Raw genomic sequence first — 15,690 nt, 5'->3', positions numbered from 1 at the left:
AGGTGACGAACAACTCCAGGCCCTCAATGAGTTGGTCCGCGAGCTGGCGCGCCTGGATGATCGCGTCCAGAGCGGCGCTCCGTGGTACCAGCGCTTTGGCTTGAACCACAATCCAGCACTGCTTGAAACCCTGTGGCCACGTTATGTCGAGGCCAACAACCGCCTGATCCGCGACCCGGCCGCCGCCACGCTGCGCCGACAGCTCAACGCGCTGGTCAAGCTGGCCCCGGACAACCCCGAGCGTGCTGAACGTGCCCAAGAGGCCTACGCCCAGCTCAAAGCCTATTTGATGATGGCGCGCCCGGAAAAAGCCGATGCCAGTCTCCTGGTTACAACCCTGAGCAACGTTGAGCCTACACGCACAGGCGTATCACCTGGGCTATGGCAAAGCCTGGCGCCCAACCTGTGGCGGTTCTATGGCGAACACCTGACCGCGAACCCTGGCTGGCGCATCCAGGCCGACCCCAGGTTGGTCGCGCAAGTCCGGCAGGTGCTGCTCGGCCAGTTGGGCCAACGCAATGCCGAGGCCAGCCTGTATCAACAGTTGCTTGATGACGCCGCCAATCACTACCCGGAACTGGGCCTTCACCAACTGGTGGGTGACACCGATGCCCCGGCCCTGTTCTCCACCGCTGCCAGCGTGCCGGGCGTATTCACTCGCCAGGCCTGGGAGGGCCAGGTGCGCCAAGCCATCGACGAGATCGCCGAGGCCCGCCGTGAGGAAATCGACTGGGTACTCAGCGACAAGCCCGCCGACATCGACACCCGCTTGAGCCCGCACCAGCTCCGCGAGCGGCTCACCGAACGGTACTTCCAGGACTACGCCAGTGCCTGGCTGGATCTGCTCAACAGCCTGCGCTGGCAGGAAGCCGGGAGCCTCGCCGAAGTGATTGACCAATTGACGCTGATGAGTGATGTGCGCCAGTCGCCGCTGATTGCGCTGATGAATACGTTGGCCTACCAAGGGCAGGCCGGTACCCGAACCCAACCCCTGGGCGATTCACTGGTGACGTCCGCGCAAAAGCTGATCGGGCGTGACAAGGCCCCGGTGATCGACCAGCTTGGCCACTTGCCCAGCAGCCCCTTGGACGCAACCTTCGGCCCGTTGCTGGCGCTGCTGGGCAAAGGCCCCGAAGGCAAGAGTGGCGCCGATGGCTTGAGCCTCCAGGCATTCCTCACACGGGTAACACGGGTACGCCTCAAGTTGCAGCAAGTCAGCACGGCGGCCGATCCGCTGGAAATGACCCAGGCACTGGCGCAAACCGTGTTTCAAGGCAAGAGCATCGACCTGACCGACACTCAATCCTACGGCAGCCTGATGGCCGCCAGCCTGGGGGCCGAGTGGGGCGGGGCGGCGCAGACGCTGTTCGTGCAACCACTGGAACACGCCTGGCAACGCGTCCTGCAACCGTCTGCCGCTGGGATCAACAGCCAGTGGCAACGCTCGATCGTCAGCCATTGGGACGATGCTTTCGCCAGCCGCTACCCGTTTACAGCCACTGCCAGCGATGCGTCCTTACCGATGCTGGGCCAGATGATCCGCGCAGACTCCGGCCGCATCGAGCAGTTTTTGCAGCGGCAATTGAGCGGCGTGTTGCGCAAGGAGGGTAGCCGTTGGGTCGCCGATCCGCGCCACAGCCAAGGGCTGCGCTTCAACCCGCAATTTCTGAGCGCCATCAACCAGCTCAGTGACCTGGCCGATGTGCTCTACACCGATGGCGGTATGGGGTTGAGCTTTGAGCTGCAAGGCAAACCGGTACGCGATGTGGTGCAAACCACCTTCATCCTCAACGGCGACAAGCACCAGTACTTCAACCAGAAGGAGAGCTGGCAGCGTTTCAGCTGGCCGGGGCGTAGTGACTATCCCGGCGTGAGCCTCAGTTGGACCAGCGTACATACCGGCGAGCGGCTGTTCGGTGATTATTCCGGTACCTGGGGCCTGATCCGCCTGTTGGAAAAAGCCCAGGTCACGCCGTTGGACGACGGTGACAGCCGCTACCGCATGGTGCTCAAGGCGCCCGATGGTTTGAGCCTGGTCTGGCACCTGCGAACAGAGTTGGATGCGGGGCCGCTGACGTTGCTCAAGTTGAGGAGCTTCAAGTTGCCCGCTCAGATATTTCTCAGCGAGAACACCGTTAATATGCCCTGAGCGCAGAACGGGAGACTGCAATGACGTTGCTCAGCTTTTTTCGATCACAGCCGGCATACGTTGAGTGTGCGCAACGTTAACCGTCTCTCGCCTCAAGACAAAATCGCTGCCAACGAGGAGTGCGTTGACCGCAGTCTGTCGGTGGAAGTCCTTTTTTCCTACCTCACAGAGCTACCTTTGCCTAGGGGATGATCAGACACTCCCGGCATCCTGATTGGTTGATTTTCGATAAGGTCCGATCCTATTGAACGCTCATCCAAGAGGAGTCCAACATGGCACCGCCACACCGCGAGGGGGACCCCGGCCCCAACCCGAGTGATCATCTTCCGTCGCAGCTCCTCACTATCCCCGAGCTTCAGTTTCCTTTCGCCGCGCCGACACCTCGCTCCGACCACGAACGGTTGCGCGCCCATGCACTTGCCTGGGCGCAGCGATACGGCTTGATCGGCCGCCGTGGTGCGCACCGGTTGAGCACCACGGCGCTGCTCGATCTGGGAGTGGCGCTATGCGGCAGGGCGCCCACGCATCGAGCCGAGGTCCTGGTGTGCTGGTACCTGTGGGCGCTTACGCTGGATGACCGTATCGATGATGGTCCCTGGGCGGAAAACGGGGCGTTGGAGCAATTCATCACTTCGGTACAGGCCTTGACCGAGGGCGCCGGTCAATCAGGCGAAAGCAGCCGATTCGAGGACCCGATGCTCGTGGTTCTGGTCGATGATCTCTGGCCTCGCACCCGCTGCTGGGGAGACGATCGTTGGCGGGACCGGCTTGTGCGACATCTGATTCGGCATTTGCGCGCGCAGGCCACGCTGGTGCGGGTGCGGGAGAACGACACGGCGCTCACATTGACCCAATACCTGCCATTGCGGCGGGATTCGTTCGGCGCACTGTTCTTCTTTGACCTCATCGACGGAGCCGAAACCCTCGACCCGTACGCGTCTGCCGCGCAGGCTCAAGCGTGGAACACCTTGCGCGAGCACGCTGCCGATCTCATTGCCTGGACAAACGACATTCATTCGATCGCCAAAGACGTGGTGTGCGGTGAGCGCTTCAACCTGGTGTCGATCCTTGCGGACGCCGCCGGCATGGATTGGCCCGCCGCGCTCGAATCCGCCCACCAGATGGTGAACACGGCAGTGGCGCAGTTCACTGCGGTCGCCGCCCGGTGTGCCAGTCACCCGCCAGGCGCGGCGACCGACCCGGACCGGCTGCGCCAGGTTGTCCGGGCGGCAGGTGACTGGCACCGCAGCGTCTCTCGCTATCACCTGCACGCCGCCGATTTGGAGGCACGGAACCATCGGCAGGTGGACCTTGAACTTACCCCTCCGACACTGAAATCCCGGCAGTTCGAACTCGACCCATACCCGTTGTATGAGCAATTGCGTACCCGGTTGCCGATCGCCTACGACGAACCCACCGACGTGTGGCTGGTCAGCCGGCATGTGGATGTCAAAGCGGCCCTGACCCATCCGGGCGTCAGCAACAATAACTACAATTGGCAGATCGGACCGCTGCTGGGTCACACCATTATCACCATGGACGGGTGTGAACATGCCCAGCACCGCGCATTGCTCAGCCCTTCGTTTCGTGGCAAGGCCCTCGCCGCGCTGCAAGCATCCGTCACTTCGGTAACCACAGACCTGCTGGCGCGCATGCACGGCCGACCTCAGGTTGACCTTATCGCCGATTTCACCGCAGCACTGCCGGTACGGGTGATGGCGCATGCGCTGGGCCTCCCGGCACAAACCTGCGAAGAAGTGGAGCGGCTGAAGCGGTGGTGTGCCATCGGCTTCGCCTACATGGGCAACTATCGACAGGACCCGGCACTGCTGACCGGTGGGTTATCCAACCGAGACAGTTTCTACGACTTTATCCAGCCACACATCGACGCTCGGCGCGCCGAACCGGCAGATGATCTGATCTCCCAGCTGCTGGCGGCGCGGATTGATGGTCAGCCGTTGTCCGAGACGTTCGTGCGGGCTTACTGTGCGATCCTGATGACGGCGGGCAGCGAAACCAGCCACGGTGCCCTGGCCAACCTGATGGTCAACCTGCTGAGCGAGCCTGGCGTCAAGGCGGCGGTGATCGCCAATCCAGAGCTGATGGATAATGCCCTGGCCGAAACCCTGCGCCGCAATCCGCCTCTACAGCTCGTACTGCGGGAGGCCCGTGAACCGCTGCAGTTGCCCTCGGGAACGATCCCCTCCGGGGCGACGCTGGCCTGTCTTATCGGTTCGGCCAACCGTGATCCGGACCAATTCAGTCACCCGGATAGCTTTGACATGTCGCGCACCGATCAGGCGACCAGTCATTTCGCCTTTGGCGCGGGGCGCCACTTCTGCCTGGGTTCCATGCTGGCCCGGATGGAAATCACGACCGGCGCCCGCATGCTGCTGCAGGCCTTCCCCAACGTACGCTGGGCACCGGGGTTCACGCCCGTTGAGCGCGGCTTCCTCAACCGCTGCCCGGATCGACTGGAGGTCTTACTGTGACCACTACCGTCGATTTCGATGAGCCCGGCTACACCAGCAGCTACCTGGCTGACCAGCACGCCGGCCAATTGGCACGGTTGCGCACGCTGGAGCGTGCGTTTGACCCGTTGAGCCAAGCGGTTTTTGAGCAGTTGGATTTGCCTGACAAGCCGGCCATCCTCGATCTCGGCGCCGGTGCCGGATCGCTCGCCGCCTGGCTGAGTCAGCGATATCCCGAAGCGAGCGTCACCGCCACGGATATCGACACCCGATTCCTTGCCGATATTCCAGGTATTCGGGTGCTTGCCCATAATGCAGCGATCGATGATTTCCCGGCTGCGTCCTTTGACGTGGTGCATGCCCGGGCACTTCTGTGTCACCTCGCCGAGCGTGAAGCGCTATTGAACCGAGCCATCACCTGGCTGCGCCCGGGTGGCTGGTTGGTGATAGAGGATGTGAGCCTTGAACCGAGCCTGAAAACGGCAAACCCGCTGTTTCGCAAAGTGGCCCAAGCCGGTATCACCCTCCTGGAGCGGTCCATTGGGTCCGATATGCTGTGGGCCACCCAGCTCCCGGATCGGCTGCATGATCGCGGGCTCGCCAACGTGCGGCATCGCACGCTTGAAGGCCGTATAGGCGATAACAGTCCCGCCGATACCTTTTGGGCCGCTACCACGGCACAAGCCGGGCCGGCGCTGCTCAAACTCGGGTTGCTGGAACAGCACGATCTGGATGGCATGGTCAATCTGCGTGCTGACCCTGCGTTCACCGACGCCGCTTTGACCTTCGTCAGCGCGTGGGGGCAAGTTCCCTGACCAGCAGCAGGGCGCCGCCGTTTACCAACAAGGAATACAAAATGATCAATGATGTCGTGTTAGTCGATGCGCAAGATGTACAAGTCGGGGTGTGCGACAAGCGCGATGCCCACCTGGGCGCGGGCCAGCTTCACCGTGCGTTTTCGGTGCATTTGATCGACAGTCAAGGGCGTCATCTGCTTCAGCGTCGTGCAGCAGGCAAAATGCTTTGGCCCGGTTTCTGGTCAAATGCTTGCTGCAGTCATCCGGCACCGGGTGAGTCGATCCTGGATGCGGCGTCTCGCCGTTTGCGCGAAGAATTAGACGTCCGGTCTTCCTGTCGCGCGCTCTACAGTTTTGAGTACCACGCCAGCTTTGGTTCGATCGGCGCTGAGCATGAGTTGTGTCATGTGCTGGTTGCTCAGTCTGACGCTGTGGTCTCACCTATGCCTGAGGAGGTCAGCGAAATCATGTGGCTGACCCGTGCCGAAATTTCAGCCCGGCTCGCTGAGCCGCACGCGCAATTTACCCCTTGGTTTCGAATGCAGTGGCGTCGCCTGCTGTTGGAACATTCTTCGTTCGATACACCGTCACGTCACCTATGACCTGCTTGCTGCCGAACCCACTGCAATCAGCTTTAACTCGTACGCCAGGCGGCCGTATCTGCCATGATCGGGCTTCGCAACCTGACTCACCCAAGGAAATCCGCAATGGACGATGTACAGCAACTGGGCGAGATGCTTCGTCATTACGCCGAGAGCGAAGCGCATAAGAAACAGCAATTCGATCTGCGGTCGGCGCGTTGGGCGCAGAAACTGGGCGAGTTGTTCGAGCACATCGAACAGTGGCTGGAACCGGTCAACAGCGCCGGTTTGCTGGAGGTGCGCCGGGAGGCCTATGTCGCCTCCAGCCCGAGCGTGCCAGTGGAAATATCGACGTTCAAGACCGAGAAGTTGACTGTGCTGATCACGGGTAAAAGCGTGGAGTTCGTGCCGGACGTGATGGGCCCGGACGGGGATATTGGTGTAGCGGTCATGGGCTTGACGGCCGCACGGCACGGCAGCGTCTCGCTGGTACTGCCCGCAGATAAGAACGATTGGCTCTGGAAGAAGACCAATGGCCTCAAAGACCCGGATACCTTCGGCTTCGACGCCAATTTTCTGGCTGCGCAGTTGCAGAGCCTTATCCCCCGGGAGCGCGGCTGAGGGGCTCGCGGCTGCAATAAGCCGCCTGCTTTCCCACGATTGGCTATACCTACAGCTCAACCTAACGATGGGAGCTGTAACAATGAAAGTCAGGCTAATGGTCAGTACGTTGTGCTTCGCCTCGATCGCCATGGCAGGGTGTTCCAGCAAAGTTACGCAACCGGACGAGTATTCGGGCTTTCTGTCGGACTACAGCCGGCTCAAGGAAGCCAAATCGCCCTCCGGTGCCTTGGTGATGCGCTGGGTCGATCCCAAACTGGATTTGAGCCGCTACAACGCGGTGTACATCGAGCCCACGCAATTCTATCCCAAGCCTGAAGCCACCTCCCGCATTCCGGACAGCACCCTGCGCGGCATCAGTGACTATTACAACCAGGCGCTCAAGCGCGAACTGGCCGGTTCACTGCCGCTGGCCAATGGCCCGGGCCCCGGGGTATTTGTGGTGCGCGCAGCGATTACGGCCGTCAGCAGTAAAACCCAGGGACTGAAGCCTTACGAGTTTATTCCCGTGGCGTTGGTCGCTGCGGCGGTCAGCACCGGCACCGGGATTCGCGACCAGGAAACCACCTTGGGCACGGAGGCGCAGTTCCTTGATGGCGCAAGCGGCCAAGTAATTGCCCAAGTGGTGCGCAAAGGCACCGGAAAGCCGTTGGCAAACGACACTCAGGTAATGAAAGCTGACGATGTTAAAAACGTTATCGATGGATGGGCGTCCGACCTGCATCAGTCCTATCTGAAGCTCAAATAGCACTGAACCTTACATGGCGCGGCGGGAGGCGTATGTGAATCGCCGCCCGCCGTGCATGGGGCCCCGGCAGGGTTACTGGAGCGGCATCAACGGCGGCAACTTCCATTGGCCGCTGGTGACTTCAGGCTTGGGCAGGTAAATACGCAGGACGGCGAAGAATGGCCCGGTCGGAGCGGGCAGCCAGTTGCTCTGTTCGGCCTTCGGTGGCTCATGATGCTGCAGAGCCAGGGTCAGGCCGCCGTCGGCGTCCAGTTTCAGGCCGGGCAGCATGCGTGAGTTGATCAGGTAACGTTTCTTGTGGTTCGGCACCAGCAACTTGGTCTTGGCGTCGTACATGGTCAGCGACCAGAACGCATCGGCCGGCGGCAGCTGGTCCTTGGCAAAGTGGACGGTGTAGCTGCGGCGTGCGCCGTTGGCCGGTTTGCCTTCGCTGTCATCGAAGTAGGTGAAGTAAACGGCTTCGTCGGTGGAATTGCCGAACATACCCAGGTTGGCGCCGGCATATCGGTACAGGTAATTGTTCTGCAACCGGTCACGGCTGCCATACAGCTCGCCGCTGGAGACTTGATGGGTATCGATCTTGTCTTTCTTGAACGTGGCGAACTCCGCCTTGCCATCGGCAATCCCGTCTTCCAACGCTTTGCGCTGTTCGGCAGTCAGCTGGTTGAGCTTGAAAGGCGCGCCGGGGGCGATGCCGATCGTGGCGAAACGTGCCAGCAGGTCTTTTTCACTGTCCTGTGGCGCAGCAAAGGCCAGCATGAAGTTCAGGTAGCGGAACAATTGCGGACTGTCGCTCATGTTTGCCATCGGCTTGGGCCACTCGATCTTCGGCACCTGCGCCGGGGCCGCTTGTTTCACGTAGCTGCTCAGCGGCTGCACTTTGTAGCCGTTCTGGATTTGCTTGACCTTGCCCAGGTCTTTTTCATCGAACAGCTGTGTGCGATACAGGGCGTAGGCGATATTGCTTTCGCTGTAGACCACACGGTCGATGTCGACCGGCTGCTGACCCTTCCAGTCGGGACCTGCGATCATGTAGTGACCGCCGTTGTTGCCGGTGCTGCGCGTGCCCAGGTAGGCGATGTTCTGGGTATAGAGGTCGAGCAACTGCACCGAGTAGTAGCGGTTGTCTTCGACCTTGGGCAGGGTCAGCACCAGGGGTTCCTTGCGCAGGTCCATCCAGACGAAGGAGTAGGGCGTGTCCGCGTTCGGGGTCGTGAACGCGGTGTCCTTGGGGGTGAAGACCTGCGCGCTATTGCCGATGCGATTGAACGGCGCCTTGAAATTGGCCCCGCCTTTGTCCACGGCCTGGGTGTAGAGCGTCTTGTACATCTCGACCACGGGGTAGCCATATAAGTAGGCTTGCCTGGCAATGGCCCGGGCTTCGGCAGGGGTGGCCGTGAAGTCGGCCCAGGCGCCGGTGCTCAGAAGTATCGAGAGGCTCGCCAACACCAGGCGCGCAGGTTGTCCAATCATGTTGTTGCGTCCTTCCAGGGTTCTTTTGACTGACGGGGAGATGCAGGCGCTGAGTTTCCTGTTTTCTTTCCCGGACGTCACGTTAAAACCTGCGAAAGGACGCTGGATGTTCAGGCCAGCATCGATTTGACTTTATCGCGCAACTGGTCGATCGAGAACGGCTTGCCAATCACCTGCATGCCTTCGGGCACATCGATGTTCTCGGCGTAGCCGCTGGCGAACAGGATGGGCAGGACAGGGCGCAGTTCGCGCACCTGGGTTGCCAGTTGCTTGCCGTCCATATCGGGCAGGCCTACGTCGGTCATCAGCAGGTCGATCACCTGGTCGGTGTTCTGCACGTGCGCCAGGGCCTCTGCGGCATCGGCAGCCTCAAGCACCGAGTACTCCAACTCCTCAAGCACATCGACGATCAGCATGCGCACGATAGCGTCGTCTTCAACAACAAGGATGGTGGAGGCGATTGCGGACATAGAAGGCTTTCCCAAAAAAAGACGAGTTTTCAACGCTGGCCATTCTGACCGGCCTGTACTTGAGTAAGCGCGGGCTATCCACAAGTTCCCAGGGCGTTAAAACAATGCAGTACAAAAGACCAGGCAGAATAGCCTGTTCCGCTGTAGGAATCTGTACAAAAGCGTCCCAGAAAAATGGTCTTGATCGTCAGTTTGGGGCAAACTTCCGGTTTTCCCGCACTTGGCCAAGGCATGCCCATGACTCCCGCGTCGTCAGTTGATGAAAAGAGCTTCCGCAAACTCCTGAGCCGTAACGTGGCCCTGCCACTAAGCGTGGGTGTGCTCAGCGCGGTGTTTTTCGTTGTGCTGATCACCTATTTGCTGTCGGTGATCCAGTGGGTGGAGCACACCGACCGGGTCATCAACAACCTCAATGAGTCGTCCAAACTGACGGTGGACCTGGAAACCGGTATGCGCGGCTTCCTGATTACCGGTGACGAGCATTTCCTCGACCCCTATGAAGTGGCCAAGCCAAGGATCATTGCCGACCTGCGCAATTTGCAGGAACTGGTTGCCGACAACCCGCAGCAGGTCGACCGCCTCAAGCGCCTGGAAGCGCTGCAAGTCGAATGGAACAACTACGCGCAGTCGATGATTGAACTGCAGCGCAGCAGTGGCGATTTCCGCGGTGCCGTCAAGGCCGGCCGGGGCAAGCGCCTGACCGACGAGATTCGCAAGGAATATGACGACGCGGTGGCGATGGAACAGCAGTTCCGTATTACCCGCAACGAAGAGGTCACCCGCACCACGGTGGTCAGCGTTACGCTGTACCTGGTGTTTGTACTCGGGCTAAGCGGTTTTCTCGCGTATATCGGTAGAAAGAATTTACTATCACTTTCAAATAGTTACAGCGCAAACCTCGCGTCACAACAGAAGATCGCCAAACGCCTGGAGCAGCAGGCCTGGCTGCGCAATGGCCAAACCGAACTGGCCGAACAGGTGCTTGGCCAACTGACCTTGAACCTGCTGGGCCGCAATATCCTGCAGTTTTTTGCCCAATACATGGGCTCAGCGGTTGCAGCGTTGTACGTGCGTGAAGAGCACGGCGGTCTGCGCCGGGTGGCCACGTACGGCTTTTCCCGCGAACAGTCGCAGCTGGAACAGGCGATCTACAGCGACGAAGGCATTGTCGGGCAGGCCGCCCAGCTCGATCGCCTGATTCGCCTGGACGACGTACCGGTGGACTACTTCAAGGTCAGCTCGGGGCTGGGCGAGGGCACCACCCGCAGCGTACTGGTAGTGCCGACCAGCGATGACGACCGCGTCAACGGTGTGATCGAACTGGGTTTCCTGCGCCCGCTGGAAGAGCGCGATATCGAACTGATGGAACTGATCGCCAGCAATATCGGTACGTCCATCGAAGCCGCACGTTATCGCCAGCGTTTGCAGGAAGTACTTGCCGAGACCCAGCAGCTCAATGAAGAGCTGCAAGTGCAGCAGGAAGAACTCAAGACCGCCAACGAAGAGCTGGAGGAACAGTCACGCATCCTCAAGGAGTCTCAGGCGCACCTGGAAACCCAGCAGGCGGAGCTTGAGCAGACCAACGAACAGTTGGCCGAACAGACCCAGACCCTGGCCGAACAGCGCGATGCCATGGACCGCAAGAATATAGAGCTCAACAGGGTCCAGCTGGAACTGGAAGACCGCGCCGATGAGCTGCAACGCTCCAGCAAGTACAAGTCCGAATTCCTTGCCAACATGTCCCACGAACTGCGCACGCCGCTCAACAGCTCGCTGATCCTGGCCAAGTTGCTGGCCGAGAACCCCCAGGACAACCTCAGTGCCGAACAGGTCAAATTTGCCGAGTCGATCTATTCGGCCGGCAATGACCTGCTCAATCTGATCAACGACATCCTGGATATTTCCAAGGTCGAAGCCGGCAAGTTGGAAGTACGTCCGGAAAATTCCAGCGTCGAGCGGCTGGTGGATGGCCTGCGCGGCATGTTCGAACCGCTGGCCAGGGATCGCAATCTGGGCTTCCAGATTGATGTGCAGGCAGGTTCACCGTCCCTGCTGTTCACCGACCGCCAGCGTCTGGAGCAGATTCTCAAGAACCTGTTGTCCAACGCCATCAAGTTCACTGAACAGGGTCAGGTCAGCCTGTCGGTGTCCCGCGCGCCGGGGGAGGGCATTGCCTTCACGGTGCGCGATTCAGGGATAGGTATCGCCCAGGATCAACAGGAAAGCATCTTCGAAGCCTTCCGCCAGGCCGATGGCACTACCAATCGCCGTTACGGCGGCACCGGCCTTGGCCTGTCCATTTCCCGCGACCTGGCGACCTTGTTGGGTGGCTACATCAGCGTGACCAGCGAACCGGGCAAGGGCAGCATTTTCACGCTGGTATTGCCGGAACAGTATGTCGAACGCGCCGAAGATGCCGCGCCGATCGAAGCCCCACGCCAAGCCGTGGCGGCCCCGGCGCCTGTGCCTTTGCCAGTCAAGGTAGCGTCGCTGCCGGTGGCCGAGGCCGAGCTGATCCCGCGCTTTGCCGATGACCGCGACAAAGCACCATTCAGCACCCGCTCCATCCTGGTGGTGGAAGATGAACCGAATTTCGCGCGCATCCTCTTCGACCTGGCCCACGAGCTGGGCTACAACTGCCTGGTCGCCCACGGTGCCGACGAAGGCTACAGCCTGGCCGAAGAATTCATCCCCGACGCGATCCTGCTGGACATGCGCCTGCCGGATCATTCCGGGCTGACGGTGCTGCAACGTCTCAAGGAGCACGCCAATACCCGGCACATCCCGGTGCATGTGATCTCCGTGGAAGACCGCGTCGAAGCCGCCATGCACATGGGTGCCATCGGTTACGCGGTCAAACCCACCACCCGTGAAGAGCTCAAGGACGTGTTCGCGCGCCTGGAAGCCAAGCTGACGCAAAAGGTCAAGCGGGTACTGCTGGTGGAAGACGACGACCTGCAACGTGACAGCATCGCCCGCCTGATCGGTGACGACGACATCGAAATCACCGATGTCGGCTACGCCCAGGCAGCGCTGGACCTGCTACGCACCCATGTCTACGACTGCATGATCATCGACCTGAAGCTTCCGGACATGCTCGGTAACGAGCTGCTCAAGCGCATGGCCACCGAGGATATCTGCTCGTTCCCGCCGGTGATCGTGTATACCGGGCGCAACCTGACACGCGACGAAGAAGCCGAGCTGCGCAAGTATTCGCGCTCGATCATCATCAAGGGCGCGCGTTCCCCGGAGCGCCTGCTCGATGAGGTCACACTCTTTCTGCACAAAGTCGAATCCCAGCTGTCCCATGACCGCCAGAAGATGCTCAAGACCGCGCGCAGCCGGGACAAGGTGTTCGAAGGGCGCAAAATCCTGCTGGTGGACGACGATGTGCGCAATATCTTTGCCCTGACCAGTGCCCTGGAGCATAAAGGCGCCGTGGTGGTGATCGGGCGCAATGGTCGTGAAGCCATCGACAAGCTCAATGAGGTCGATGATATCGACCTGGTACTGATGGATGTGATGATGCCGGAGATGGATGGCTACGAAGCAACGGCTCTGATCCGTCAGGACCCGCGCTGGAAAAAGCTGCCGATCATTGCCGTCACCGCCAAGGCCATGAAAGATGACCAGGAGCGTTGCCTGGCGGCGGGTTCCAACGATTACCTGGCCAAACCGATTGATCTGGACCGTCTGTTCTCGTTGATCCGCGTGTGGCTACCCAAGATGGAACGCATTTAAGTGGAGCGAAGTTTCTTGGACAAAAGCAGCGACATCGAGCTGCGCCTGTTGATCGAGGCGATTTACCTCAAGTACAGCTACGACTTTCGCGACTACTCCGGTGCGTCGGTCAAGCGGCGAGTGGCCCATGCCTTGCGCCAGTTCGACTGCGCGACCATTTCCGCGCTGCAGGAGCGCGTGCTGCACGACCCGGCCGCGTTCATGCAATTGCTGCAGTTCCTGACCATCCCGGTGAGCGAGATGTTTCGCGACCCGTCGCACTTTCTGGCGATTCGCCGGGAAGTCGTGCCGTTGCTCAAGACCTACCCGTCGATCAAGATCTGGATCGCCGGCTGCAGCACCGGCGAGGAGGTGTACTCCATGGCGATCCTGCTGCGCGAAGAGGGCTTGCTCGAACGCACCATCATCTACGCCACCGACATCAACCCGGCCTCGCTGGACAAAGCCAAGCAGGGCATCTTTTCCCTGGAGAACGTGCGCGCCTACACGGCTAACTATCAGCAGGCCGGTGGCCAGCGTTCATTTGCCGACTACTACACGGCGGCTTACGATAACGCGATCTTCGACAAGACCCTGCGCGAGAACGTCACGTTCGCCGATCATAGCTTGGCGACCGACAGTGTATTCTCAGAAACTCAGTTAATTTCATGTCGCAACGTACTGATTTATTTCAATAAAAAGTTGCAAGACAGGGCGTTTGGGTTGTTTCATGAGTCGCTGTGTCATCGCGGCTTCCTGGTATTGGGCAGCAAGGAAACCCTGGATTTTTCAGCCTACAGCAAGCAATTCGAACCCTTGGTCAAACAGGAACGGATCTACCGCAAATCATGAGCGATGCCGCCAGCACCCCGATTCCAGGGATTGAAGCCATTGTCGTCGGCGCCTCAGCCGGCGGCGTGGAGGCGTTGCTGAGTATTTTTGGCGAATTGCCGGACACATTCGGCCTGCCGATCATTGCCGTGCTGCACCTGCCGGATGAACGTCGCAGCCAGTTGGCCGACGTCTTCGCGCGACGCTTGCGCATTCCGGTGAAAGAAGCGCGCGATAAGGAGTCGATCGAGGCGGGCACCCTTTATTTCGCCGGTCCCGGCTATCATTTGTCGGTGGAAGAGGATCGCAGCTTGTCGATGAGTCAGGAGGAACGCGTGCACCATTCCCGGCCGGCCATCGATTTTCTCTTCGCCTCGGCCGCCGATGCCTACGGGCCAGGCCTGCTGGCGATCCTGCTGACCGGTGCCAACCAGGACGGCGCGCGCGGGTTGGCCTATGTCAAGCAATCGGGCGGCACCACCGTTGTACAAGACCCCGCCGAGGCCCGGATTGCCGTAATGCCCCTGGCGGCGCTGGCGCTGCACACACCTGACCATATTCTTTCCTTGAGCCGGATTGGCTCATTGCTGGCTTCCCTGGAACCTTCCCCATGTTAAGTACTGTCCAGGCCAAACTGCTGATCGTCGACGATCTGCCGGAAAACCTGCTGGCCCTCGAAGCGCTGATCAAGCGCGAAGACCGCCAGGTATTCAAGGCATTGAGTGCCGACGAAGCATTGTCACTGTTGCTGGAACATGAATTCGCCATGGCGATCCTCGACGTGCAGATGCCTGGCATGAACGGTTTCGAGCTGGCCGAACTGATGCGCGGCACCGAAAAGACCAAGAACATCCCGATTGTGTTCGTCAGCGCCGCCGGCCGCGAACTCAATTACGCCTTCAAGGGCTACGAAAGCGGCGCGGTGGACTTCCTGCACAAGCCGCTGGATATTCACGCGGTGAAGAGCAAGGTCAATGTATTCGTTGACCTGTACCGCCAGAGCAAGGCGATGAAGCTGCAGGTCGAAGCCCTGGAGCGCAGCCGCCGCGAGCAGGAACTGCTGCTCACGCGCCTGCAGGCCACCCAGGCCGAGCTGGAACAGGCGGTGCGCATGCGCGATGACTTCATGTCGATCGTCGCCCACGAAGTGCGAACGCCACTGAACGGGCTGATCCTGGAAACGCAGTTGCGCAAGATGCACCTGGCCCGGGACAACGCGGCGGCGTTCACCCTGGACAAGATGCACGCGATGGTCGACCGCGATGAGCGCCAGATCAAGAGCCTGATCCGCCTGATCGAGGACATGCTCGACGTGTCGCGTATCCGCACCGGCAAGCTATCGATACGCCCGGCGCGCTTCGACCTCGCGCAACTGGTACGCAACCTGGTGCACAACTTCGAGCCGCAGGTCGCTGCCGCCGAATCGTCGATGCACCTGGTGGCTGACGGGCCGGTCGAGGGCCATTGGGATGAGTTTCGTATCGAGCAGGTCGTTACCAACCTGTTGACCAATGCCTTGCGCTACGGCGCCAAGAGCCCGGTCGAAGTGCGCGTGTATGCAGAACATGGCGAGGCCTGTGTGGAAGTGCGCGACCATGGCATCGGCATCAGCGAGGAGAACCAGAAGCGCATTTTCCAGCAATTCGAGCGGGTTTCCGTCAGCCATGCGGCGGCCGGCCTGGGACTGGGGCTATTCATTTCCGAACAGATCGTCGCGGCCCATGGCGGCACCATCGAGGTTGAAAGCCAGATAGGCGAGGGCGCGTTGTTTCGGGTCTGTCTGCCACTTCAGGCAACGGCATGAAATCAATCGTCAGCTGGACGCAACC

Annotated in this window: 12 protein-coding genes; 10 read left to right on the top strand and 2 right to left on the bottom strand. The window is 60.3% G+C overall.

From position 1 onward, the window contains the following. The 6 genes from BFQ04_RS28115 to BFQ04_RS28090 form a co-directional block, all read left to right on the top strand. Positions 1 to 2,149 (top strand): ImcF-related family protein (locus BFQ04_RS28115; protein ID WP_065953583.1); only part of this gene is annotated, 2,149 nt, incomplete at its 5' end. A 272-nt stretch (positions 2,150 to 2,421) separates the two neighbouring features. Then, the gene (locus BFQ04_RS29075) at positions 2,422 to 4,641 is read left to right on the top strand and encodes a cytochrome P450 (protein ID WP_083218084.1); all 2,220 of its coding nucleotides are present in this window, start codon (positions 2,422 to 2,424) and stop codon (positions 4,639 to 4,641) included. Continuing rightward, the gene (locus BFQ04_RS28105) at positions 4,638 to 5,435 is read left to right on the top strand and encodes a class I SAM-dependent methyltransferase (RefSeq protein WP_065953582.1); all 798 of its coding nucleotides are present in this window, start codon (positions 4,638 to 4,640) and stop codon (positions 5,433 to 5,435) included. Before BFQ04_RS29075 ends, BFQ04_RS28105 begins: the two co-directional genes overlap by 4 nt. A 41-nt stretch (positions 5,436 to 5,476) precedes the next feature. After that, positions 5,477 to 6,019, top strand: coding sequence for an isopentenyl-diphosphate Delta-isomerase (gene idi / locus BFQ04_RS28100; RefSeq protein ID WP_065953581.1), 543 nt, complete (start codon positions 5,477 to 5,479; stop codon positions 6,017 to 6,019). Positions 6,020 to 6,124: 105 nt separating this feature from the next. After that, positions 6,125 to 6,619 (top strand): hypothetical protein, encoded by a 495-nt coding sequence (locus tag BFQ04_RS28095; protein ID WP_065953580.1) that lies wholly within the window; start codon positions 6,125 to 6,127, stop codon positions 6,617 to 6,619. A gap of 82 nt (positions 6,620 to 6,701) precedes the next feature. Continuing rightward, positions 6,702 to 7,367, top strand: a complete 666-nt coding sequence (locus BFQ04_RS28090; RefSeq protein ID WP_065953579.1) for a DUF3313 domain-containing protein — start codon at positions 6,702 to 6,704, stop codon at positions 7,365 to 7,367. Positions 7,368 to 7,439: 72 nt separating this feature from the next. Here the strand turns inward: BFQ04_RS28090 and BFQ04_RS28085 are convergent, their stop codons facing one another. Both BFQ04_RS28085 and BFQ04_RS28080 read right to left on the bottom strand, forming a co-directional pair. Next, positions 7,440 to 8,840: a DUF1254 domain-containing protein gene (locus tag BFQ04_RS28085; RefSeq protein ID WP_065953578.1), complete on the bottom strand. Its 1,401-nt coding sequence runs from the start codon at positions 8,838 to 8,840 to the stop codon at positions 7,440 to 7,442. 110 nt (positions 8,841 to 8,950) lie between these two features. Beyond that, a complete protein-coding gene (locus BFQ04_RS28080; protein WP_065953577.1) occupies positions 8,951 to 9,310 on the bottom strand; it encodes a response regulator in 360 nt (119 codons plus the stop codon). A gap of 237 nt (positions 9,311 to 9,547) precedes the next feature. Between BFQ04_RS28080 and BFQ04_RS28075 the strand changes: the two genes are divergently transcribed. From BFQ04_RS28075 to BFQ04_RS28060, 4 genes are read left to right on the top strand one after another with little or no spacing between them, the layout of a single operon-like run. Beyond that, positions 9,548 to 13,051 carry a response regulator gene (locus BFQ04_RS28075; protein WP_065953593.1) on the top strand — a complete coding sequence of 1,168 codons (3,504 nt, stop codon included), beginning with the start codon at positions 9,548 to 9,550 and terminating at the stop codon, positions 13,049 to 13,051. After that, positions 13,052 to 13,882, top strand: coding sequence for a CheR family methyltransferase (locus BFQ04_RS28070; RefSeq protein WP_175413325.1), 831 nt, complete (start codon positions 13,052 to 13,054; stop codon positions 13,880 to 13,882). Further along, a complete protein-coding gene (locus BFQ04_RS28065) occupies positions 13,879 to 14,478 on the top strand; it encodes a chemotaxis protein CheB (RefSeq protein ID WP_065953576.1) in 600 nt (199 codons plus the stop codon). The genes BFQ04_RS28070 and BFQ04_RS28065 overlap by 4 nt, the downstream gene beginning before the upstream one ends. Further along, entirely contained in the window at positions 14,472 to 15,665 is a 1,194-nt protein-coding gene (locus BFQ04_RS28060; RefSeq protein ID WP_065953575.1) for a hybrid sensor histidine kinase/response regulator, read from the top strand. The genes BFQ04_RS28065 and BFQ04_RS28060 overlap by 7 nt, the downstream gene beginning before the upstream one ends. Positions 15,666 to 15,690: the final 25 nt, after the last annotated feature.

The organism is Pseudomonas sp. 37 R 15 (assembly GCF_900004865.1).
In the GTDB taxonomy this organism is placed as follows: Bacteria; Pseudomonadota; Gammaproteobacteria; order Pseudomonadales; family Pseudomonadaceae; genus Aquipseudomonas; species Aquipseudomonas fluorescens_AM.
The sequence above is the reverse complement of the archived record's forward strand: the minus strand, read 5'-3'. Positions and strand labels throughout refer to the sequence as shown.

Coding starts and splice junctions, on each gene's coding strand:
- BFQ04_RS29075 (WP_083218084.1), top strand. CDS start 2,422: ATGGCACCGCCACACCGCGAGGGGGACCCCGGCCCCAACCCGAGTGAT.
- idi (WP_065953581.1), top strand. CDS start 5,477: ATGATCAATGATGTCGTGTTAGTCGATGCGCAAGATGTACAAGTCGGG.
- BFQ04_RS28095 (WP_065953580.1), top strand. CDS start 6,125: ATGGACGATGTACAGCAACTGGGCGAGATGCTTCGTCATTACGCCGAG.
- BFQ04_RS28090 (WP_065953579.1), top strand. CDS start 6,702: ATGAAAGTCAGGCTAATGGTCAGTACGTTGTGCTTCGCCTCGATCGCC.
- BFQ04_RS28085 (WP_065953578.1), bottom strand. CDS start 8,840: ATGATTGGACAACCTGCGCGCCTGGTGTTGGCGAGCCTCTCGATACTT.
- BFQ04_RS28080 (WP_065953577.1), bottom strand. CDS start 9,310: ATGTCCGCAATCGCCTCCACCATCCTTGTTGTTGAAGACGACGCTATC.
- BFQ04_RS28075 (WP_065953593.1), top strand. CDS start 9,548: ATGACTCCCGCGTCGTCAGTTGATGAAAAGAGCTTCCGCAAACTCCTG.
- BFQ04_RS28065 (WP_065953576.1), top strand. CDS start 13,879: ATGAGCGATGCCGCCAGCACCCCGATTCCAGGGATTGAAGCCATTGTC.
- BFQ04_RS28060 (WP_065953575.1), top strand. CDS start 14,472: ATGTTAAGTACTGTCCAGGCCAAACTGCTGATCGTCGACGATCTGCCG.